General features: G+C 70.8%; 12 protein-coding genes. 3 read left to right on the top strand and 9 right to left on the bottom strand.

Annotated features, from left to right (window positions below; all coding sequences use genetic code 11):
• Position 1: 1 nt before the first annotated feature.
• Both ASG76_RS04635 and ASG76_RS04640 read right to left on the bottom strand, forming a co-directional pair.
• Positions 2-313, bottom strand: coding sequence for a helix-turn-helix domain-containing protein (locus tag ASG76_RS04635; protein ID WP_056600654.1), 312 nt, complete (start codon positions 311-313; stop codon positions 2-4).
• A gap of 45 nt (positions 314-358) precedes the next feature.
• Positions 359-850 (bottom strand): CinA family protein, encoded by a 492-nt coding sequence (locus ASG76_RS04640; RefSeq protein WP_056600656.1) that lies wholly within the window; start codon positions 848-850, stop codon positions 359-361.
• A gap of 18 nt (positions 851-868) precedes the next feature.
• On the opposite strand from ASG76_RS04640, the gene ASG76_RS04645 reads away from it, so the two are divergent.
• Positions 869-2,635 carry a glycoside hydrolase family 15 protein gene (locus ASG76_RS04645; RefSeq protein ID WP_056600658.1) on the top strand — a complete coding sequence of 589 codons (1,767 nt, stop codon included), beginning with the start codon at positions 869-871 and terminating at the stop codon, positions 2,633-2,635.
• 83 nt (positions 2,636-2,718) lie between these two features.
• Here the strand turns inward: ASG76_RS04645 and ASG76_RS04650 are convergent, their stop codons facing one another.
• The 6 genes from ASG76_RS04650 to ASG76_RS04675 form a co-directional block, all read right to left on the bottom strand.
• A complete protein-coding gene (locus tag ASG76_RS04650) occupies positions 2,719-4,989 on the bottom strand; it encodes a bifunctional metallophosphatase/5'-nucleotidase (protein WP_200948059.1) in 2,271 nt (756 codons plus the stop codon).
• Between the two features lie 236 nt (positions 4,990-5,225).
• On the bottom strand, positions 5,226-8,663 hold the full coding sequence (locus ASG76_RS04655; RefSeq protein WP_056600662.1) for an ExeM/NucH family extracellular endonuclease: 3,438 nt from the start codon (positions 8,661-8,663) through the stop codon (positions 5,226-5,228).
• A gap of 207 nt (positions 8,664-8,870) precedes the next feature.
• Positions 8,871-9,518, bottom strand: a complete 648-nt coding sequence (gene pgsA, locus ASG76_RS04660) for a CDP-diacylglycerol--glycerol-3-phosphate 3-phosphatidyltransferase (protein ID WP_056600664.1) — start codon at positions 9,516-9,518, stop codon at positions 8,871-8,873.
• Positions 9,515-10,972 (bottom strand): 30S ribosomal protein S12 methylthiotransferase RimO, encoded by a 1,458-nt coding sequence (gene rimO, locus ASG76_RS04665; protein WP_200948076.1) that lies wholly within the window; start codon positions 10,970-10,972, stop codon positions 9,515-9,517. Before rimO ends, pgsA begins: the two co-directional genes overlap by 4 nt.
• A 121-nt stretch (positions 10,973-11,093) precedes the next feature.
• A complete protein-coding gene (locus tag ASG76_RS04670; protein WP_157558941.1) occupies positions 11,094-12,761 on the bottom strand; it encodes a helix-turn-helix domain-containing protein in 1,668 nt (555 codons plus the stop codon).
• Positions 12,761-15,379, bottom strand: coding sequence for an FtsK/SpoIIIE family DNA translocase (locus ASG76_RS04675; protein WP_200948060.1), 2,619 nt, complete (start codon positions 15,377-15,379; stop codon positions 12,761-12,763). The genes ASG76_RS04670 and ASG76_RS04675 overlap by 1 nt, the downstream gene beginning before the upstream one ends.
• Positions 15,380-15,593: 214 nt before the next feature.
• Here ASG76_RS04675 and ASG76_RS04680 point away from each other — a divergent pair, with 214 nt between their 5' ends.
• Positions 15,594-19,019 carry a M4 family metallopeptidase gene (locus ASG76_RS04680; RefSeq protein ID WP_157558942.1) on the top strand — a complete coding sequence of 1,142 codons (3,426 nt, stop codon included), beginning with the start codon at positions 15,594-15,596 and terminating at the stop codon, positions 19,017-19,019.
• Positions 19,020-19,261: 242 nt separating this feature from the next.
• Positions 19,262-22,492 carry a M4 family metallopeptidase gene (locus tag ASG76_RS04685; protein WP_056600670.1) on the top strand — a complete coding sequence of 1,077 codons (3,231 nt, stop codon included), beginning with the start codon at positions 19,262-19,264 and terminating at the stop codon, positions 22,490-22,492.
• Positions 22,493-22,572: 80 nt separating this feature from the next.
• Here the strand turns inward: ASG76_RS04685 and ASG76_RS04690 are convergent, their stop codons facing one another.
• A complete protein-coding gene (locus ASG76_RS04690; RefSeq protein ID WP_056600672.1) occupies positions 22,573-23,445 on the bottom strand; it encodes a M48 family metalloprotease in 873 nt (290 codons plus the stop codon).
• Positions 23,446-23,452 lie beyond the last annotated feature (7 nt).

Here is a 23,452-nt window from a genome sequence, read left to right on the forward strand (position 1 = left end):
CTCAGGCGGCGGAGGCGACGACGTCGCCGGAGCGGCGCACGGACGCGATGGGCGTGCTCACCACGACCTCGAGCGCAGCCTCCTCGACGGCGACCGCGTCGGCCACGTCGCGCAGCACGTCGGACAGCGGCAGGTCCATGGCCTGGCACAGCGACGACAGCAGCTCCGACGACGCCTCCTTCTGCCCGCGCTCGATCTCGGAGATGTAGCCCAGGCTGACCCGGGCCTCCGCGGAGAGCTCCCGCAGGGTCATCCCGCGCTGCATCCGGGCACCGCGCAGCACGTCGCCGAGCAGTCGTCGGAAGAGCACCATGCGCGAGTCCTTCGTCCGGTCGAGGGGATGTCGTCTGCCCCAACGCTACCGGAGGGCCCCTTCTTCCCGCAGGAGGTCCTCCAGGAGCGCCAGCACCGCCTCGCACGTCGCCTCCCGGATCGCGACCCGGTCGCCGGCCAGTGCCAGCAGCCGCGCGTGCGCCCCGGCGGGCCCGGCGACGGCGATCCAGACCGTCCCGACCGCCCGCCCCTCCTGCTCGTCGGGACCTGCGACCCCTGTGGTGGCGAGCCCCCAGGTCGCCGCGAGCCGGGCGCCGACACCACGTGCCATCGCAAGCGCACACTGCTGCGAGACCACGCCGTGCTCGGCGACGAGGTCGGCGGGCACGTCGAGGGCCGAGACCTTGACCCGCGTGGCGTAGGACACGACCCCGCCGACGAAGCTCCGTGATGCGCCGGGCACGTCGGTCAGCCGTGCGGCGAGCAGGCCGCCCGTGAGCGACTCTGCCGTCGCGAGCGTCTCGCCACGCGCGGCGAGCGCCTCGAGCACGCGCGCCGCGACCTCCTGCTCCCACACGTCGGCGACACTAGCCGCATGGCACTCCCCATCGAGGACTACGCCCTCATCGGCGACCGTGGCACGGCGGCCCTGGTCGGCAAGGACGGGTCGATCGACTGGCTCTGCCTGCCGCGCTTCGACTCCCCCGCCTGCTTCGCCGCCCTCCTCGGCACCGAGGAGCACGGCCGCTGGCTGCTCGCCCCGGCCGAGGAGGTGGTGAGCACCCGTCGTCGCTACGTCGACGGGACCGCGCTGCTGGAGACCACCTTCACCACCGCCGACGGCGAGGTCGTCCTGCTCGACGTGATGCCGACCGGCGACGGGCGCGCCGACGTCGTACGACGCCTCACCTGCACCCGCGGGTCGGTGCGGATCCGGCACGACTGGGTGGTGCGCACCGACTACGGGCGGATCCGTCCGTGGGTGCGCCACGAGCAGGCGCACGACGAGGACGTCATCGTCGCGGTCGCGGGCCCGGACATGTTCGTGCTGCGCGGGCCGCGCCTGCCCCGCGGGCACGAGGGGCACCACCGCGACGAGTTCGAGCTCGAGGCGGGCGAGACGATGACGTTCTCCACCAGCTGGTCGCCATCGTGGAGCGAGGTGCCTGCGCCGTTGGGGATCGGCGAGCGGATCCGGGCCACGACCGACCACCAGCGGCGGTGGTCGCAGCGCTCCCCGCGCGACGTGCCGCACGCCGACCTCGTGCAGCGCAGCCTGCTGACCCTGATGCTGATGACCCACGCCGAGACCGGCGGAATCGTCGCAGCCCCCACCACGTCGCTCCCCGAGGACTTCGGCGGGGAGCGCAACTGGGACTACCGGTTCTGCTGGCTGCGCGACGCAGCGCTGACCCTCGAGTCGCTGCTCGGCGCCGGGTACGAGACCGAGGCGCTGCGCTGGCGCAGCTGGCTGTTGCGTGCGGTCGCGGGCGACCCGGCCGACCTCCAGATCATGTACACCGTCGACGGCGGGCGCCGGCTGCCCGAGGTCGAGCTGCCGCACCTGCCCGGCTATGCCGGGAGCACGCCCGTGCGCATCGGCAACGGCGCGGCCTGCCAGCGGCAGAACGACGTGCTGGGCGAGGTGATGAGCGCCCTCGAGCTCGCCCGGCAGGCGGGCCTGAGCGAGAACGCCAACTCGTGGGCGCTCCAGCGTGCGCTGGTCGACGAGCTGGCCGAGCACTGGGACGAGCCCGACAACGGCCTGTGGGAGATCCGTGGCCCCCAGCGGCACTTCACGCACTCGCGGGTCATGGTGTGGGTCGCCTTCGACCGCGCCGTGCGCGCCGTCGAGGAGCACGGCCTCCCGGGCCCGGTGGAGCACTGGCGAGCCCTGCGCGACCGGGTGCGCGAGGAGGTGCTCGACAAGGGCTTCGACGCCGAGCGTGGGACCTTCACCCAGCACTACGACACCCGCGAGGTGGACGCCTCGCTGCTCATGATCGGGCTGGTCGGCTTCCTGCCGCCCGACGACCCGCGGGTCCTCGGCACGATCGACGCCGTGATGACCGACCTGCTGCGCGACGGCCTGCTCCTGCGCTACCGCACCGTGACCGGGGTCGACGGCCTGAGCGGTGACGAGCACCCGTTCCTCGCGTGCTCGTTCTGGCTGGTCTCCGCGCTCGCGGCCGCCGGACGGCGTGAGGAGGCCGCACGGCTGATGGACGGGCTGTGCGCACTGGCCAACGACGTCGGCCTGCTCTCGGAGGAGTACGACGCCGCGCACGCGCGGATGGCCGGCAACTTCCCCCAGGCCTTCAGCCACCTCGCGCTGGTGCAGGCCGCGCTCTCGTTGCGGTGACCTGACACCTGACACCTGGACGGCAGGAGGCCCGGCCATCGCGGACGATGACCGGGCCTCCCGGAGCTGCTGGGTGCCGTGGATCAGCTGCGGTGCACCTTGAGGGTGAGGACCTCACGCACGTTGCGGACCTTGCGGCTGCCGACGTACTTCACCACGACGCGCTTCTTGCCCGTCTTGGCGAAGCTGTCGAGACGCACGAACGCGCGACCCTCCTTCAGCTTGACGGTGTACTTCTTGCCGCCGGCCTTGACGATGACCTTGCCCGTGACCTTGGCGATGCCGAGGGCCGAGGCCTTGATCTTCACACGGGTGCGGGTCTCGCCCGCGACGATGCGCTCGGGCTTGGTGCGCACCTTGAGGATGCCCAGCGCCTTGCGCACGTCGATCGGCAGCGAGAACGTCGTGCCGGTCGTCGGCCCCGTGAACGACATCAGCTGCTTGCCCGTGCGGGTCTTGCCCTTGAGCTTCACCGAGACCGCGCTGGTGCCGTAGTCGTCGAACGGCGCCGTGCCGATCGTGTTGTCGACCGGCGTCGGCGCGAGGGACTTCTCGCCGACCTTGACGTTGAGCAGCGCGTCCTTCGCGTCACCCGGGGCGGTCATCGCGAGCGACGACAGCGACAGCTTGACGTCCTGGCCGAGGCGGTAGAAGCGCGGCGCCGTGGCGGGCCAGGTGGCCCCCACGAAGTGCTGCTTCGCGTCGACCGGGAGCGGCGTGGTCTTGGCCTTGGCAGCCATGTAGTCGACCATCGCCTGCAGGTCGACCTTGCCGGTGTCGCGCTTGGCCGTCCCGGCGTTGAACCCGCGGAAGTTGTCGCCGCCGGTGGCGAGGAAGGAGTTCACCGTCACCGAGTACGACGTCGCCGGCTCGATCGCCTTGCCGTTGAGCCACATGCTGGTGACCCGGTTGCCCTCGGGGCGGCTCGCGTCGTACGTGGCGAAGAACCCCTGGGAGGTGCCCAGGCGCAGGAACGGCCGGGACGGGACGCCGCCCTTGTCGTCGCGCTGCCACTGCTGCTCGAGGACCGTCTTGATCTGCGCGCCGGTCATCTTCATGTTGACCAGGGTGTTGGCGAAGGGCTGCACGACGGCTGCCTGCTTGTAGGTCAGTGTGGCGGGGTAGCCGGCCGTGTTGTTGCCGACCATGTCCTGGCGCAGACCGCCGGGGTTCATGAAGGCGATCTGGGCCGCACCGGCCTCGGGCGTGCTGGTCGCCCAGCGCTGCACCTCGGCCACGAGGTTGCCCAGGGTGGACTCGCCACCGCGGTTCTCGGTGGTGCCGTTGGCGAGGTAGGCGCGACGGAAGCCGCCACCCAGCTTGCCGAGCTCGACCGAACCGAGCACGTCGGACTTCGTCACAGCCGCGTCCACGATGGCCTTGACGTCGTTGAACGCCGAGGTCGCCGCGGGGGCGGTCAGGACGACGTCCTTCGCCTTGACGATCTTCTGGTCGAGCACCGTCACCGCGTCGGTGACGGGGTCGACGCTGAGGACCAGCTGGTTGAGGTTCGTGCCGTACTGACCGGCCGAGACCACCGGGCGACCCAGGGTGTCGGCGTTGGGGTCGGTGTGGTTGTAGGCCAGGTGCGTGTGGCCGGAGATGATCGCGCTGACCTTCGGGCTGACCCCAGCGACGATCTGGGCGAAGGCCGACCCGTCGCTCAGCGACGAGGCGCTGGTCGTGGCCGCGCCCTCGTGCACCAGCATGATGACGACGTCGGCGCCGTCGGCCTTGAGCTGGTCTGCGCCCTCGTTGACCTCGCGAACGATGGGCTGGATGCTGAGGTCGGCGATGCCGCTCGGGCTCACCAGCGACGGGAGGTCCTCGGTGACCGCGCCCACGAAGCCCACCTTGACCCCGCCAGCGGTGGTCGTCATCCAGGTGGCGCCGTTGGAGACGTCGGTGGGGTCGGGCGTGGTGGCGGTGATGTCGGGGAGCGCGGGGCTGTCGTCGGACTTCTTGCGGACGTTGGCGGCGATGTACTGCCACTTCGCGCCGCCCTCGGGGTTGGCCGCGGACTCCGGCTTCATGACCCGGTTGACCAGGTCGCCGTATCCGGCGTCGAACTCGTGGTTGCCGGCCGCCGACACGTCGAGGCCCGCTCGGTTGAGGGCGTCGAGGGTGGGCTTGTCGTGCTGGATGAACGACTCGAAGGTCGAGGCGCCGATGAGGTCGCCGGCCGCCGCGAAGACGGTGTTGGGGTTCGTGGACTCCAGCTGCGCGACAGCTCCGGCGAACTGGGCCGCGCCGGCCTCGTCGCCGTTGGCCAGCAGACGCCCGTGGAAGTCGTTGGTCCCGAGGATCTGGATGGTGACAGGGGCTGCGTGAGCCGGCGCCGTCGTGCTGAGCACGGCGAGGGGGGCTGCGACGAGTCCTGTCAGCGTGGTCGCGAGAGCGAGTCTGCGACCGGGTCGTGATGCTGACACGAGGTGCCTCTTTCGAAAGGTGGATGTGTGTGAGTCAACTCACCCTAACCCGGTACGAGGACCGGGCGGGGCGAGTCGAGGAGGACCTCAGCGACGTGCAGTCCGGAACCCCGATCGGGGATGTCCGGGCCGCACGTGCGCCGAGGGTCAGCGTCGCTCGATCAGCGGCGCTTGACCTTGATGCGGACCGTTGTCCGCGCAACCTGGGTGGTGGCATCGCCAAGGTAGGCGACCTTTGCCCGATAGACACGCGGCTTGATGAACTTCTTCAACCTCACCACGGCCCTGCCGTCCACCAGACGTGCCTGGTAGACGTGGCCACCAACCCGGATCTTGACCTTGCCGGTCGGGGTGAAGCCCTCCGCGGCGACGGTGACGACGACCCGGGCACGGGTCTTCCCGGCCACGACCCGCTTCGGCTTCACCGTGGCCTTGATCGTCGCCATGGCCTTGACGACCACCGCGGTCACCGCCCCGGTAGACGGCTTGTGGGCGCTGTCACCGGGGTAAGTGAGCGTCAGCACGTGCGAGCCGACAGGCAGCGATTTCGCCGGGAGGGTCACCGTGCCCTGGCCCGAGGCCAGCACGACGGAGCCCAGGACGTCGACGCCCCTCGAGACCGTCACGGTGCCAGTGGCCGAGGCCGGGACGACCTTCACCGACACCGCGCCCGCGGTTCCGTAAGTGATCGTCCCGACAGTACCGGTGACGGTCGTGTCGACCGCTCCGGGGGCCGACGGCGCGCCGGTGTTGATGCCGACGATCTCCGGGCTGTGGTCGGAGGACCGGAACGGGTTTGCGGTGTAGAGGTCGGTCGCGTTGGAGTTGAAGCGCGAGTACTCGTAGTAGACCGACTCGTAGCCGTTGATGTCCCACACGTCGACCGCGTTGACGTCGGCCAGGGCCGCGTCGTTGGCCAGCACGTGGTCCAGCGAGCCGATCTGCCCGTCGAAGTTGTAGGTCTCCTCGTCGGGGTTGCTGCTCGAGTCCAGGCTGGTGTAGCCCGCCGCCTCGAGGACCTGGATCGGGTCCTCCTGCGAGTAGGCGTTGAAGTCGCCGGCGAGGAAGACGCGCGAGATGCCCCGCTGGGTCTTGAAGTCGTTGGCGAACGTCACCAGGCGCTGGGCCTGCAGGACGCGGCGGTCGTTGGCGTTGCCCTGACCGTCGGGGTCCGGGGTGCCGGAGCCCTTGGACTTGAAGTGGTTCACGATGACCGCGAACGCGCGGTTGTCGGGGGTGCCGACCTTCTTGAAGGCCTGGGCGAGCGGCTCGCGGGCGTCCTCGAAGTCACCACCCGTCGACGACTGCGTGCTGAGCACGACCGACTCGCCCACCAGCGCCACGTTGGCGGGCTGGTAGATGAAGCCGCTGCGGATCACGTCCTGGTCGGCGAGGGCCGGCAGGTTCGCGGCGGAGGGCGACGGGGCGAAGGCCCACGTGCCCGCACCGGCGTCGGCGTTGAGCGCCTCGACCAGCTTGGTGATCGCGAAGTCGCGGTTCTTGCCGAACTTCACCGAGTTCTCGAGCTCCTCGAGGGAGACGATGTCGGCGTCGGCGGTGTTGATCGCCGCGACGATCTTGTCGCGCTGGCGCTGGAGGTTGGCGTCGTTGGCCGCGCCCCGGGGACCGTTGGGGTTGCACGAGTTGTTGGTGATGTTGTTGCCGTCGCGGTCACGGAAGTAGGTGCAGGTGCCGAGACCGGACGTCACGAACTCCTCGCCCGTGGTGGGGAAGAAGTTCAGCACGTTGAACGTCGCCAGCTTCACGTCGCCGCCCACGTTCTGCGGGGCTGCGGGGCGGGTCTGGGTGAAGTCGATCGCGCCGGTCGAGTCACCGACGACCTGGGTCTGCGGGAGGATCCGCCACGCGTTGAAGCCGAAGGTGAAGATCACCGGCTTGGGGAACGTGATGGCCGAGCCGACGCGCGGGTTGCGGGTCTTGGTGAACCACGGGAACGGGTCGTTCTGGTGCTGGGTGGTGGAGTACGTCCAGCTGGAGCCGTCGTCGAGGATGATCCGCTTGGCCGCGTTGTACTTCTTGCGCTCGTTGACCAGAGCGGTGGCCTGGGCGTCGATGACCTCGGTCGGGGCGACCAGCGGCTTGGTGCTGTTGGCCACCACGCCGATCTCGCCGCGGAACGACCCCGAGTTGGTGCCGTCGTTGTAGGCCGGGCCGCCGTCGTAGACGTCGCTGGCGGTCCAAGGAGCGGTGGGCTGGAACAGCTCACCCTCGGCGACCTCGCGGGCCACGTCGTACTCGGCCTGGGTCGGGCACGCGGTGCCCGGCAGCTCGCAGTCGGTGCCGGGGATGACCGTCTTGGGGGTCACGGTGCCGAGCGAGGGCGAGACCGGGGTGACACCGGCGTCGGTCGCGGTGATCTGCGTGGCACCCGAGAACTCGTTGGCCTGGCCGCTCACCTGGACCGAGTCGCCGATGGCGGGGTAGGTGGTGAAGCCGCTCGTGCCGCCGTAGACGAAGATCGCGTCGGAGGCGTCAGGCGTGTCGGCACCCGGGGTCTGGATGTAGAAGCCGTTGAGGCCACCCGTCGGGTACGACGCCGTGACGACGCCCTGCGTCTTGACGTTCTGTCCCGCGACCGGGCTCGTGGCGCCAGTGCCCTGGATCTGGGCGATCGGGATGACCGCGGCGGCGGGGTTGACCGTCCACACGAAGGACTTGGAGTCCGTGGCGCCGCCGTTGTCGGTCACCGAGACGGTGACCGACGGGGCCTCAGCGGTGGTCGGGGTGCCGGTGATCTCGTTCGAACCCGCAGCCAGCGTGAGCCCGGCCGGGAGGCCGGTGGCGCTGAAGGTGTAGGGCGAGGTGCCGCCACCCGCGGTCAGCGTGAGCGGCGCGATCGGCGTACCCACCGTGCTCGTCTGGGGACCCGGGTTGGTCAGCGCGAGGGCCGACGTGCCGCCAGCGGCAGTCACGGAGACGTCGTCGATGCCGACCCACTCATCCGAGCCACTGGCGTTGGAGGTGATGACTCGCACGAACACGCTGGACTGGTTGTTGACCGCGGCCGGGAGGGCGACGCTGCGGGCAGTGACCTGCGTTGCTGCGTTGGCGGTGGTGGCGTCGGCGATGTAGCCGTCGGGGAGGTTGGTGTACGAGCCCGACGCACCCACCCTGTACTGGACTGCGATCTGCTGCGCCGCGTTGTCCGCGGAGCCGTCGAGATCGCGGGCGTTGAAGGCGAAGGTGACGTTCGACTGTCCCGTCAGGTCCAGGTTGAACGCAACGTAGGGGGCGTCGGCGGTGCCGCTTCCCTGGAGCGCGATCGACGGGTCAGCGATGCCATCGAACTCGGCGACGCCGCCGCCCGTGTTGGTGTTGGGTGTCGCCTGGTTGGCGATGACGTCGGTGTCGTTCGCAACGGCGCTCTCGGTGAGCAAGGTCTGCGGGTCGACCCCCGTGCTCAGGGTGGTGATGTCCTGACCGAGGTAACCCTGCACACCCGTCACGCCCGACCAGCTGTCGTTGGCGGTGATGGCAGCGGCGTTGGACCACGCCTGCGTGTAGGGGAAGGCAGCGATCTTGGTCGTTACGTCGGCATTCGCGGGTGCGGCTGCGAGGGGGGTCAGTCCGGCCGCCAAGAGGGCCAGACCTGCTCCAGCCGCGATACGACGCGGCGATGGGAGCGCGGGTGTGCGCATATTTTCTCCGGGATTCGTGATGATGCGAGTGATGGTGCACCGCATCCTCACCCACGAAGTCCCGGAAAACGTTCCCTTGTGGCGAACCATTTCCTGCGAGTGTTGCCAAAAGTTCACTGCTGGATTTGTCGAGGTGTGACCTGCGTCTCACGCAGGGCGCGGGTGGCGCTGCTTGCGCACCTCACGCACGAACTCCCACCCCGACCACATGGTCATCACGACCGCACCGGCGAGCATGACCTGGCTGGCGTAGAAGAGCACCTCGCCCAGCGGTCCGGGCCAGAAGTCGAAGGCGCCGCCGTGCGCCTGCTCGTCGGTCCAGCCGTGCGGGAGCGGCCAGGTCAGGCCGGCCAGGGCGAAGGCCTGGAGGACGGTCTTGACCTTCCCGCTCCACGCGGCCGGGATGACCACCTGCTTGAGCACCGACAGGCGCAGCAGCGTCACGCTCCACTCGCGGAGCAGCACGACGACCGTCACCCACCACCAGATGTCCCCGACGAGCGAGAGACCGATGAAGGCCATCCCGGTGATCGCCTTGTCGGCGATGGGGTCGGCGATCTTGCCGAAGTCGGTGACCAGGTTGTGCTTGCGCGCCAGGTCGCCGTCGATCTTGTCGGTGACCATGGCGACCGCGAAGATCGCGAACGCCACCCACCGCCAGGTCGCGGAGTCGCCACCGTCCTGCAGGAGCGCCCAGGCGAAGAACGGCACCAGCACGATCCGCAGGACCGTCAGCACGTTGGCGATGTTGAGGTTGGAGACCTGCGGGGCCTCGGTGCTCGCGGGCTCGGTCATCGGGTGGCTCCGTCCACTCGGGCGATCAGGTCGACGCCGTCGGTGGCGACCACGGTCGCCGTCAGCAGGTCACCGACCCGGGCGTCGTCGGCGTCGGTGAGCAGCGTCGTGCCGTCGACCTCCGGCCCCTGGTGCGCGGCGCGGCCCTCGACGGTGCCGTCCTCCTCGTCGATGCCCTCGACGAGCACCACGACCTCCTCGCCGATGCGCTCCTCGGCGCGCTGGGCGTTGAGCTCCTCGACGAGCGCGGTGACGTGCTCGGTGCGGGCGCGGATCTCGTCGTCGTCGAGCTTGAGGTCGTCGGCGAAGCCCGCAGCCTCCGTGCCGTCCTCGTCGGAGTAGCCGAAGACGCCGGTGACGTCCATGCGGGCCGCGACCAGGAAGTCGCACAGGGTCTGCAGGTCGTCCTCGGTCTCACCGGGGAAGCCGACGATCACGTTGGCCCGTACGCCGGCCTGCGGGGCCAGCGCCCGGACCTGGTCGAGCAGGCCGAGGAAGCTCTCCGGGTCGCCGAAGCGACGCATCCGGCGCAGCACCGAGGCGCTGGCGTGCTGGAAGGAGAGGTCGAAGTAGGGCACCACGCCCGGGGTCGAGGCGATGGCCTCGATCAGGCCGGGGCGGGTCTCCGCAGGCTGGAGGTAGGAGACGCGCACGCGCTCGACGCCGTCGATGCCGGACAGCTCGGGCAGCAGGGTCTCGAGCAGCCGCAGGTCGCCGAGGTCCTTGCCGTAGGACGTGGAGTTCTCGCTGACGAGGAAGAGCTCCTTGACGCCCTGGGTCGCCAGCCACTGCGCCTCCTGGAGCACGTCGCTCGGCCGGCGGCTGACGAAGGAGCCGCGGAAGCTCGGGATGGCGCAGAAGGAGCAACGCCGGTCGCAGCCGCTCGCCAGCTTGAGCGGCGCCATCGGGCCGGCGTCGAGGCGACGGCGTACGGCCCGGGGTCCCGTCGCGGGAGCGCCGGCGCCGATGTCGGCGGTGTCGGCCCGGACGTCGTGCCCGGGCACCGAGATGGTCGAGGCGTCACGGTCCACCGGCGAGATCGGCAGCAGGCGACGACGGTCGGACGGAGTGTGCGGGTGGTGGGTCTCCCCGCCGACGATCGCGCGCAGCTTGGCGGCGATGTCGGGGTAGTCGTCGAAGCCCAGCACCGCGTCGGCCTCGGGCAGCGAGTCGGCCAGGTCCTTGCCGTACCGCTCGGCCAGGCAGCCGACCGCGACCACGGCCTGGGCCCGGCCGCCGTTGCCGGCCGACGCCTTCAGGTCGGAGGCCTCGAGCAGCGTGTCGACGGAGTCCTTCTTGGCCGCCTCGACGAAGCCGCACGTGTTGACCACGACGGTGTCGGCGTCCTCGGGATCGTCGACGAGCACGAAGCCGCCGGCCTCGAGCCGGCCGGCGAGCTCCTCGGAGTCGACCTCGTTGCGCGCACACCCCAGGGTCACGACGGCGACCTGCAGAGGCGTGACGGCCTGGGCGGTGGGGGTCTCAGGTTCGGTGGTGGTCATCGCACCCGTGAGTATGCCGGTTCAGAGGGCACGGACCCGCACTGCCGAGGCGGTGAGGCCGCTCTCACCGACCTCAGTCGACGACGAACGTGCCCTGACCGGCCACGCCCGACTCGCCCACCGCTCGCGGCTCGCCGCCCCCGAGCGCGGCCGTGACGGCCCCGTCGGTCGACATCACGCGCACCGGCGGCGACGCCTTGAGCTCGCGGGTCTGGCCCGCGGCCAGGGCACCCTCGAAGACCTCCTCGCCGGCGCCGTCGCGCACGACCACGCGGGCGCCGCCCGTCGGGGCGTTGAGCACGACGGTCACCGGCTCGGCGAGCGGGGCGCTGCCGGCCCCCTGCGGGCCGCCGGAGCCGTTGAGCACCGGTGCGGTGCCCCGCAGCTCGGGCGGGGTGTCCATGACCAGGCGCGCGATCGACCAGGCCAGCACGAGCGCCATCACGACCGCCACGAGCACCGACCAGTTCGGGCCGCCCCGGGTGCCGCGGATGGACCCGTGGGCGCCGGTGGCCAGCTCCGCCTCGAAGACGCGGCGCGGGTTGATCGGGGCGTGCGCGTAGCGCTCGTCGTACGACGCGAGCAGGGGCGCCACGTCGACGCCGAGCACCCGTGCCAGCGTGCGCAGGTGACCGCGGGCGTAGAAGTCGCCGCCGCACGGCTCGAAGTCGTCGACCTCGACGGCCTCGATGACGTGGGGACGGATGCGGGTGCGGTCGGCGAGCTGGTCGACGCTCAGGCCCAGGCGGGTGCGGGCGGCGGCGAGCTCGGGCCCGATGACCGGGTCCTCGGCGGGCTCGACCTCGAAGTCGTCGAGCACCAGCGGCTCCACCGGCTCGCCGGGGCGCGCGATCGCACGCACGCGGTCGCCCCACGACTGGGTCTCCTCGACCAGGCTGACCCGGCCCGGGCGACGCAGCTCGCGGCCCTCCGGCTCGTCGTCGTCGGCGTCCACGACCTCGCGGTGCACCTCCGAGCGTCGCGCCGCTCCGGCCTCGCGCAGCGCGGCCGGGGTCGGGCTGGCGACGACGGCCGAGACGACGGGCTCCTCGACCGCCACCTCGGCGTCCGCGACGTCGTCGACCGCAGACTCAGTCGCGTCGTCATCGGCTGCGGGCTCGATCACCACGATCTGGTCGGCGTCGCGCGCGACCCGGGCCAAGGCCTCGGAGAGGTCTCCCCCGGCCCCGACGACGCGGGTCGACAGTCCCAGCGGGACGGCGAAGGGGGCGCCGTGGAGCAGACGGGACAGGCTGGTGTGGCGCTTGCCCGCGCCGGTGAGCTCGGCCTCGATGAGCTCGATGTTGTGCGGCACGACGACCAGCCGGCCGTCGTGCAGCAGGCCGCGCCGCGGGGTGTGCTCGACGTGGTGCACCGCGGTCCACGGCAGCCCGCGCCAGGTGCGGCCGAGCCTGATCCGGATGCCCTGGGCGTCGGCCACGAGCAACGGGGTGCGCGAGTCGACCAGTCCGACCAGCCAGTAGACGCCCAGCAGCCCCATCGCGACGACGAACGCCCAGTCGAGCGCCGAGCCCGAGCTGGTCGCGCGGGCGAGGTAGGCAATGGCGACCGCCGAGGCGGTGATGCCCACGGCGGCGGCGACCCCGGCGTGACGGCGTACCTCCACCACGTCGGGGGTCACGCTGAGGGTCTCTCCCCTGCCCGATCCCTGCTCGTCCCCGTCCCGGTCTCCGTCCCCGTCTCCGTGGAACTGCGACTCCTGCACTGCTGCGGCGCCCATCAGGCTCCCCCCTCCAAGGTGGCGATCACTGCGTCGATCTCGTCCGGCTTGACCAGCACGTCGCGGGCCTTCGATCCCTCGCTGGGGCCGACCACGCCGCGGCTCTCCATGATGTCCATCAGGCGACCCGCCTTGGCGAAGCCGACGCGCAGCTTGCGCTGGAGCATCGACGTCGAGCCGAACTGGGTCGACACCACGAGCTCGATGGCCTGCACGACCAGCTCCATGTCGTCGCCGATGTCGTCGTCGAGCTCGCGCTTGGACTCCTTCGGCGCGGTGACGTCCTCGATGTAGGTCGGCTCGAGCTGGTCCTTGCAGTGCTTGACGACCTGGTGGATCTCGGCCTCGGTGACCCAGGCTCCCTGCACGCGCACGGGCTTCGAGGCACCCATCGGCAGGAAGAGCCCGTCACCCTGGCCGACCAGCTTCTCGGCGCCCGGCTGGTCGAGGATGACGCGGCTGTCACCGAGCGAGCTGGTGGCGAACGCCAGCCGCGAGGGCACGTTGGCCTTGATCAGGCCGGTGACGACGTCCACCGACGGACGCTGCGTGGCGAGCACCAGGTGGATGCCGGCGGCGCGCGCCAGCTGGGTGATGCGCACGACCGAGTCCTCGACGTCGCGCGGCGAGACCATCATCAGGTCGGCGAGCTCGTCGACGATGACGAGCAGGTAGGGGTACGGCGCCAGCGTGCGCTCGCTGCCCGCGGGCACCTCGACCTTGCCGGCCCGCACCGCCTTGTTGAAGTCGTCGATGTGACGGAAGCCGAAGTTGGCCAGGTCGTCGTAGCGCATGTCCATCTCGCGCACGACCCACGCCAGCGCCTCGGCGGCCTTCTTGGGGTTGGTGATGATCGGGGTGATCAGGTGCGGCACGCCCTCGTAGGCGTTGAGCTCCACCCGCTTGGGGTCGACCATGATCATCCGCACCTCGTCGGGCGTGGAGCGCATCAGGATCGAGGTGATGAGCGAGTTGATGAACGACGACTTGCCCGAGCCGGTGGCGCCGGCGACGAGGAGGTGCGGCATCTTCGCCATGTTGGCGACCACGAAGCCGCCCTCGACGTCCTTGCCGAGCCCGGCGACCATCGGGTGGTGATCGGCGCGCGCGGTGTTGGAGCGCAGCACGTCGCCCAGGGACACGATCTCCTTGTCGACGTTGGGGATCTCGATGCCGATAGCCGACTTGCCGGGGATGGGCGAGAGGATCCGCACGTCGGCCGACGCGACGGCGTAGGCGATGTTCTTCGACAGCGCGGTGACCTTCTCCACCTTCACCGCAGGGCCGAGCTCGACCTCGTAGCGGGTGACCGTCGGGCCTCGGGTGTAGCCGGTGACGGTGGCGTCGATGCCGAACTCGTCCATGACCTGCATGAGCCGCTCGACGACCGCGTCGCTCGCCTTGGACCTGGCCTTGTGGACCGATCCCGGCTTGAGCACGTCGTTGCCGGGCAGGGAGTAGGTGATGTCGCCGGAGAGGGCGAGCTGCTCGACGCGTGCGGGCAACGGCGTGTGCGGCGGCGGCTCGACGGCCTCGGCCGAGGCGGCCGGGGCGGGCACCGCGGGCGTGACCTCGGTCGGGGCGTCGGCGAACAGGTCGATGCCGTAGTCCTCGGCCGGCTCCGCGTCGGCCTTCTTCTTGCGCCGCTTCCTCAGCTCGCGGTCCGCCAGCACCGGGCTGTCGTAGGCCGGGTCGCCCATCTCGGGGTCGACCTCGTCGTCGAGCATCGAGCGGCGACGAGTGCGCGCCGGCTTGGTGGTGTCGTCGACAGCAGGCTGCTCCGGCTCGGCGTGCGAGCGGCCCAGGGCCTGGTCGCGCAGCGCGGCCAGCCGGGCCGGCACCTGGTAGACCGGGGTGGCGGTGATGATGAGGATGCCGAAGGTCGCCAGCAGCGCCAGCAGCGGCACCACGACGTACGGCGTCTGCATCAGGTCGAGCAGCAGGCTCGAGGTCACGTAGCCGACCGCGCCCCCGGCCTCCTGCAGGTTGGAGGCGTCGCCCAGCACGGGCTGCGGGTTGCCGTTGGCGATGTGGACGATGCCGAGCAGGCCCAGGGCGAAGGCGGTCCAGCCGATGACCTGACGGCCCGCGGGACCGTTGCGCTCGGGGTCGCGCAGCGTGCGCCAGCCCGCCCACACCAGGAACAGCGGTACGAACCAGCCCACCTTGCCCACGGCGCCGGCGGTCACCGACCGCGCGAAGTCCATGACGCCGCCGGGCAGCTGCCACCACACGGCGGCCGCGGCGATGGTCGCGAGGCCGAAGAGGAACAGCCCGACCCCGTCACGACGGTGCTCGGGGTCGAGGTCGCGCGCCGACTGCCCGATCGAGCGGGCGACGGCACCGATGCCGTGCGCCAGGCCCAGCCAGACTGCGGCCACCCCGCGCCCGACGGCCCCGAAGGCCAGGGAGACCGGCCCCGGGCCGCTGCGCACGGCGCGCGGCGCAGGTCGCGAGGACGCGCTCGAGCGTCCCCGGCCCTTCGCTGCAGACGAGCGAGGGGTGGGTCGCTTGGTGGTGGTACTCCGTGATCGGGTGCTCGAACCCTTGGTGGTGCGCTTGGACGAAGACGTGCTCGAGCTCCGCGACCCCGGCGGGGAAGACGTACGGGTCGCCATGCCCCGACCCTACGGCCACGTCACACCAGTCACAGGGACCACACGGGTGCGTGTCGCCGTCCCCGCCCGGCACCGTGGCGCGGTCCACCCCTGGGGCTGAGATCGACAGGTGATTGGACGTCCCACCTTCCCAGGGGGCCCACCGAGTTCTTATGGTGACCAAGATCACCCGGGCGTCCACAGCTCCGGGTGCGTCTCGAATCGGAGGAAAAGAGTGAAGCTCCTCAACAGGGGACTTGCGCTCGCAGTCGTGGGGGCCGGCCTTGCCGCGATCCCCGTGAGCGGGATGCAAGCATCGGCCGCACCGGCCGACACGAACGGCGTCGCAGCCATGGTCGACCAGGCCAGCGGCAAGGTCGCCGTCACGCGCGAGGGCGCGACCCAGAAGGTCGGGTTCATCCGCGTCAAGGGGGACGGGGACCTGCTTCCCGGCGTCGAGGGCGACTCGGACGCCGCGGCCCGGGCCAAGGCCGACGCCTACCTCGAGCGCTACGCCGCCAGCTTCGGCGCGCGCGCCGGCGAGCTGAGCAGCACCGGCGTGGACCACAGCGCCCAGGGCTGGACGGTGACCTACACGCAGAAGTACAAGGGCGTCGACGTCTTCGGCTCCATGCTGCGCGCCCAGGTCGACGAGCAGGGAGACCTGACCTCGGTCAACGGCTTCGCAGCGCCCGACCTCTCGATGTCGGTCGACCCGCGCGTCTCGGCCGCCACCGCGGCGAAGAACGCCGTCGGCCTGGTCAAGGCGCAGCCGCCGGAGAGCCAGGACGGCGCGAGCCACACCGCCGGGCTCGAGGCCAGCGCGCCTCGCCTGACGATCTACCGCAAGGGCTCCACCAAGGGTGAGGCCGGCGAGTCGGTCCTGGCCTGGTACACCGAGGTCGGCAACGGCGACACCGTGCGTGACGTCGTGCTCCTCGACGCGAGCACCGGCAAGCCGGTCAACCGCTACTCGCTCGTGGACAACGCCCTCAGCCGTCGCCTGATCGAGGCCGCGGGATCCAGCAACCCGGCCACGTTCACCCAGGTCTGGCAGGAGGGGGACCCCTTCCCGGGCACCCTCAACCCGGACCAGCAGAACGAGGTCAACTTCACCGGCGACGCCTACTGGTTCTTCAAGGACGTCTTCAACCGCGACTCCTACGACGCCGCGGGCCACTCGATGACGACCGTCAACAACGACGGCCGCATCAGCTGCCCCAACGCGAACTGGAACGGCACCACCACCAACTACTGCAACGGAGTCACCTCCGACGACGTGGTCGCGCACGAGTGGGGCCACGCCTACACCGAGTACACCCACGGCCTGATCTACCAGTGGCAGGCCGGCGCCCTCAACGAGTCGTACTCCGACATCTGGGGCGAGACGATCGACCTGATCAACGGCAAGCTCGACGAGGGTGAGGGCGACCTCACCCAGAAGCGCACGGACGGCCTCTGCGCCACCGCCGGCCCGCGCGCGGTCCAGGTCCTGATCAACTCTCCCGCCAGCATCGCCAAGGTCTGCGTCGCGGGCAGCGCGAGCTGGGCCGCCCAGCCGAGCACCACGGGCGTCACCAGCGACGTCGTGCTGGGCCTCGACCCGGCCGACGCTGCCGGTCCGGCCACCAACGACGGCTGCTCGCCCCTCACCAACGCGGCTGCGGTCAACGGCAAGATCGGCATGGTCCAGCGCGGCACCTGCGCGTTCACCGTGAAGGCGCAGAACCTCAAGGCCGCCGGTGCGATCGGCGTCATCCTCTACAACAACAACGGTGGCGGCCCCTTCGCCCCCGGTGGCGGCATCAACCCGCCGCTGGACATCCCCGTGGTGGGCATCTCGCAGGCCGACGGCCAGCGCATCGTCGCCGGCCTCACCAAGGGTGCGGTCAACACCACGATCCGTCTGTCCGGCACCGCCCAGACCGACAACTCCTACCGCTGGCTGATGGGTGAGAAGTCCACGGCCTTCGGTGGCGCGATCCGCGACATGTGGATGCCGACCTGCGCCGGTGACCCCGGCAAGGTCTCGGACGCGGAGTACCAGTGCGACACCAGCGACGCCGGTGGCGTGCACACCAACTCCGGTGTGCCCAACCACGGCTACGCGCTGCTGGTCGACGGCGGCACGTCCAACGGAGTGACCATCACCGGCATCGGCCTCGACAAGGCCGCGGCGATCTACTACCGCGCGATGACCGCCTACCAGACGCCGACGTCGGACTTCACCGACCACGCGGACGCCCTCGCGGCCTCGTGCCGTGACCTGACGGGCAAGGCGATCAACAAGCTGACCGTCGCGCCCAACGCCACCCCGGTGGCTGCCACGCCGATCACCGCTGCCGACTGCACGCAGGTCGACAACATGGCCGCGGCGGTCGAGCTCCGCAGGGAGCCCACGCAGTGCAACTTCCAGCCCCTGTTCAACGAGGGCAAGGTGTCCTGCGGCACCGGCTTCGCCGAGTCGGTCATCTGGAGCGAGGACTTCGAGGACGGCCTCGCCGGCTGGGGCACCGACTCGCAGGTCGTCTACCCCGGTGGCCTCAACCGGCCGTGGACCACGGTGACCAACCCGACCGGACACACCAGCCAGGTGGCGTTCGGCAACGCCGACGGCCGCATCGGCCAGTGCGTCAACGGGCCCGGCGACTTCTCGAGCCGTGACTCGATCATCAGCCCGACCATCACGATGCCTGCCGGCGCACTGACCGGCGAGCGGCTCTCGTTCGAGCACTCGGTCGCGACCGAGCTCGACGTGGACGGCGGCAACGTCAAGATGAGCATCAACGGCGGCGGGTTCGAGGTGGTGCCGGCAGCGGCGTACGCCTTCAACGCACCGCGCACGCTGCTCCCCGCCTCGGCGGGCAACACCAACCCGATGGCGGGCGAGCCGGCCTTCACCGGCACCGACGGCGGCAAGCTCACGACCAAGTGGGGCACCTCGGTCATCGACCTGGGCCGCCTCAACGTCAAGAGCGGCGACAAGCTGCAGCTGCGTCTCGACATCGGTCGTGACGGGTGCGGTGGCGTCACCGGCTGGTGGGTCGACAACATGAAGGTCACCATCTGCAAGGTCGCCACGGCCATCACTGCGGTGCACGTCCCTGAGCCGTCCAAGGCGGGCAAGCCCTCCTCGGCCAAGGTCACCGTCACCCGTGACGGGTCCACCGGCGCGGCGCCGACCGGCACCGTCGTCATCAAGAAGGCCGACGGCACCGAGCTCGGTCGGGGCACCGTGACCGCCGGCAGTGCGACGATCACCCTCCCGGCGACCCTGCCGGCGGGTGTGAACACCCTCACCGCCGCCTACCTCGGCACGGACACCCTGGCGCCGGTCAGCACGACCTTCACCGCCACGGTGGGCAAGGTGCTCGCCTCGCGCACCATCGCCAAGGTGTCGCCGAAGCTTCCGCGGTTCAACCACGACTTCACCGTCATCGGGAAGGTCCGGACCAGGGGCGACCTCGTCCCGAGGAGCCGGGTCGTCTTCCGCATCGACGGCAAGAAGGTGGGCACCCGCAAGCTCGACGACGGGCGGGCGGTGATGACGGTCCGCAGGAACTACGGGGCCGGCATGCACAAGCTCGTCGTCATCTACAAGGGCTCGGCGATGGTCAAGCGGAGCAAGGACACGCTCAAGTTCCGGGTCCGTCGCGCCTGACGACCGGATGAGCATCGCCTAGCACCACACCGGGAGGCCCCGGCGGAGAGATCCGCCGGGGCCTCCTGCGTGCACCCGACGACGACTTTTCCTGTGCGGGCCGCGATCCGACGGCGAAAGCGTCGGCGAATCCCTTCCCGAAACACACTTGTGTACTTAGGGTGGCCCAGATCACTCGGGAAAGGGATCCCGAGTGCGAGCGAGAGGTCACACCTTTGAAGCAGCTCAATCGAGGCCAGGGAATGTCCCTCGGCCTTGCACTCATCGCCGCTGGGCTCGCCGCCCAGCCGATGGTCAGTGCGCAGGCCGCACCGGCCAACCAGGCTGACCAGTCCGTCGTCAGCCGGCTCAAGGACGCCGCCTCCGGGTCGGTGGACCTGCGGGCCAACCCCGCCACCGGACGCGTCGGTTTCGCCCGCGCCGAGGGCAACGACCCCGACCTGTTCCCCGGCGTCGCCGCCGAGGGACGTCAGGGCGCGATCGACAAGGCCTCGGCCTACCTCGACGAGTTCGCCCCGGCCTTCGGCGCCCGCGCCGCGGAGCTGAAGCAGACCGAGGTCTACGCCGGCAAGGGCGGCTGGTCGGTGACCTTCGCCCAGTCCTACAAGGGCGTCCCTGTCTTCGGGGGCGAGCTCAAGGCGCACGTCGACCGCGAGGGTGACCTCACCTCGGTCAACGGCTTCGTCGCGCCGAGCATCGCGCTCGACACGACCCCCGGCCTGAGCAAGGAGGAGGCCTCGGCCCGCGCGCTCCAGGCAGTCAAGACCAAGCCCGCCGGCTACGAGGACGGAGGCCCGTCGGGCTTCGCCAAGAACCTCCAGGTCCGCAAGGCCGAGCTGGTCGTCTACCGCACCGGCACCCCGCGCGGCATCGACGGCACCGCCACGCTGGCCTGGGCCGTCGAGGTGTGGAACAAGTCCACGGTCCGCGAGACGCTGATCCTCGACGCCTCCACCGGCAAGCCCCTCAACCGCTGGTCGATGATGGCCGACGCCCTCGACCGCGAGCTCTACGAGGCCTTCGTCAACGACAACGGCACCCCGACCAACCCGGACGACGACTACGTCGACGCCGACAAGGTCTACCAGGAGGGCCAGGCATTCCCCGGCACGCTCGACCAGGACCAGCAGAACGAGGTCCTCGGCACCGGTGAGGCCTACTGGCTGTTCCGCAACACGTTCGGCTACAACGCCTGGGACGGCGAGGGCGGCAAGATGATCACGGTCAACAACGACCCGACCATCGACTGCCCCAACGCCAACTGGAACGGCGTCACCACCAACTACTGCTCGGGCGTCACCGGTGACGACACCGTCGCCCACGAGTGGGGTCACGCCTACACCGAGTCGACGTCCGGCCTGATCTACCAGTGGCAGGCCGGCGCGATGAACGAGGCCTACTCCGACATCTGGGGCGAGACCGTCGACATGCTCAACAGCCGCATGAACGAGGTGGGCGAGCCCAACTCGGCCGGCGGCCTGGTCGAGCGCACCCCGGGCAACTGCTCGCAGTACACGCGCTCCGACATCACCGTCACGATCAACGCCCCGGCGGCCCAGGCAGGTCCGTGCGTCGGCGTCCCCGCGTCATTCGGCCCGGTCTTCACCGAGACGCCGGTCACCACCGACGTCGTGGTCGCGCTCGACGCGGCCAACCCGGCCGGCCCGACCGTCAACGACGGCTGCACCGCATTCACCAACGCGGGCGACATCGCCGGCAAGTTCGCCTACGTCGACCGCGGCACCTGCAGCTTCGCCACGAAGATCGACAACGCGGTCGCCGCTGGTGCCACGGGCATCGTCGTCGGCAACACGCCGACCGGCGCCCTGGGCTCGATCGCCGGTGACGCCGACATCTACGGCCTGATGGTGTCCAACACCGACGGTGCGAAGTTCAAGGCCGCCGGCACGACCAACATCACCGTCAAGGCCGTCGACTCCGACGCCGACGCGACCCACCGTTGGCTCTCCGGCGAGTCGGACCCGGCCTTCGGTGGCGCGATCCGCGACATGTGGAACCCGAACTGCTACGGCGACCCGGGCAAGGTCTCGGACGAGGAGTACGTCTGCGGCTCCGAGGACTCGGGTGGTGTCCACACCAACTCCGGCGTGGTCAACCGCACCTTCGCGATCCTGGTGGACGGCTACGACGACGGCGCCGGTGCTCCGGTCGCCGCGATCGGTCTCGACAAGGCGGCGTGGTTGTTCTGGCACACCCAGACCAACTACCTCACCCCCACGTCGTACTTCCCCGACCTCGCCGACGGCCTCGAGGCGTCGTGCCAGGACCTGCAGGGCGTGGCCCTGGAGAAGGCGACCCTGGGCAACCCGACCGAGGCTGACGGCTCCGACGGTGGCGTCGCCAACCCGGAGGTCATCACCGGCGGCATGACCGAGGACGACTGCGACGCACTCGCCGCGGCCATCGCCGAGACCGAGCTGCGCCTGGACCCCAGCGCGGAGTGCAACTGGCAGCCCCTGCTCAAGCCCGGCGCCCCGGCGCTGAGCTGCGGCACCGGCACCACCACCTCGACGACCTTCTCGGAGGACTTCGAGGACGGCCTCGCCGGGTGGACGCAGGACGAGAAGGTCGCCTTCCCGGGTGGCAACGGTTACGCGTGGGAGGCGTCGACCTCGGCGCCCGAGCACACCGGTGGCGTGGCCTACGGCCCCGACCCGCTGGGCGGCAACTGCTCCGGCGGCGCCGGCGACATCACCAGCCGCAACGGCCTCATCAGCCCGGCGATCACGGTGCCGGCCGGCACCACGCCGCGCATGCAGTGGGACCACTACATGGCCTCCGAGTCCAAGTACGACGGTGGCAACGTCAAGGTGAGCGTCAACGGTGCGCCGTTCGCGCTCGTCCCGACCGACGCCTACCTCTTCAACGCACCGGGCGGCACGATCGACGCCGGCACCCTGCCGATGAAGAACGAGGCTGCGTTCACCGGCACCGACGGTGGCCAGCTGGGCGGCTCGTGGGGCACCTCGATCGTCGACCTGGCCAAGGTGGCCAAGGCCGGCGACACCGTGCAGTTCCGCTTCGACATGGGTCGTGACGGTTGTGGCGGTGTCGACGGCTGGTACGTCGACAACGTCAAGGTCCAGGTCTGCGCGCCGGGCACCACGCCCACCACGCCGCCGACCACCTCGCCGACCCCGACCCCGACGCCCACCCCGGCGCCGAAGCTGGAGTCGACGACCACGGGCAAGGTCTCGCCGAAGCACCCGACCTTCGGCAACGACTTCACCGTGATCGGCAAGGTCAAGGCCGAGGGCGTGGCCCTGCGCAGCAGGGTCGTCTTCAAGATCGACGGCAAGCGCATCGGCTCGCGGAAGATCCGGGAGGGCCGCGCGGTGATGACCGTGCGGAAGAACTACGGTGTCGGCAAGCACACGCTCACCGTCATCTACCGCGGCACCGACACGGTGGCGAGGAGCAAGGACAAGTTCACCTTCAGGATCACTCGCTGACCTGGAGCTGACGCACCACACGGGAGGGCCCCGGCGGAGTGATCCGCCGGGGCCCTTCCCGCGTCCTGGGTGACGGTCGGTCAGCGTGGCTCGAGTCCCGCGAGCCACGGCACGACGACGAGCGCCGTGGGCAGCGCCAGGATCGCCGCGGCCAGTGCCGCCACCATCGCGGCCTGCAGCCGGTGGGACCCGGTGTCGCGCAGCACCTCGATCCGCGCGGCCAGCGCAGATGCCGCGGCGCCGAGGGAGCCCGCGGGCGCCGGCGCACCGGCAAGGGCGAGCAGCGCCGAGAGGAGCGCGCGGCGGTCGGCACGACGTACGGCGGCGCGGTCGGCCAGCACCTCCACCAGCACCTCGACCTCGTCCCGCGCGGCCGCGCTGGCGACGAAGCGAGGGAAGGCGCGGTGCAGCACGGTGAAGGCCTCCAGCACCAGGTCGTGGCGTGCACGGAGGTGCGAGCGCTCGTGCTCGACCACCGCTGCCAGCTCCAGCGACGTGAGGGCGACCAGCGTCGGGCTGGACACCACGATGCGCGAGCCGCTCATGCCGGGCACGCAGTAGGCGACCGGCAGCTCGTGCTCCAGCACCGAGACTCCCCCGTCGGTGCGGGCGAGCAGGTCCACCCGCTCGCGGTGCGCGCGCCGGGTGCGCCGCAGGGTCGTGCCGGTCAGGTGACCGCTCAGCAGCAGCCGGGCGGCGACGACGAGGGTCACCCAGCCCGCCAGCGCCGCGACAGCGATGTCGACCGGCGCCACGGGTGGCTGCCACAGACGGTCGGTCGCCAGCGCCACGCCGGCACCCAGCGCGGCGAGGACGGCTGCGAGCGCGGTGCTCTGCCACAGCAGCATGGCCGCGGCCGGCGTACGCCTCAGGCGCGTCCAGCGCGCCAGCAGCGCCGGGAGGGGGCCCGCGAGCACGACGGCCAGCACCCCCAGCACCACCGGGGTCAGCACGAGCCGA

Source organism: Nocardioides sp. Soil774 (assembly GCF_001428125.1).
GTDB lineage: Bacteria > Actinomycetota > Actinomycetes > Propionibacteriales > Nocardioidaceae > Nocardioides.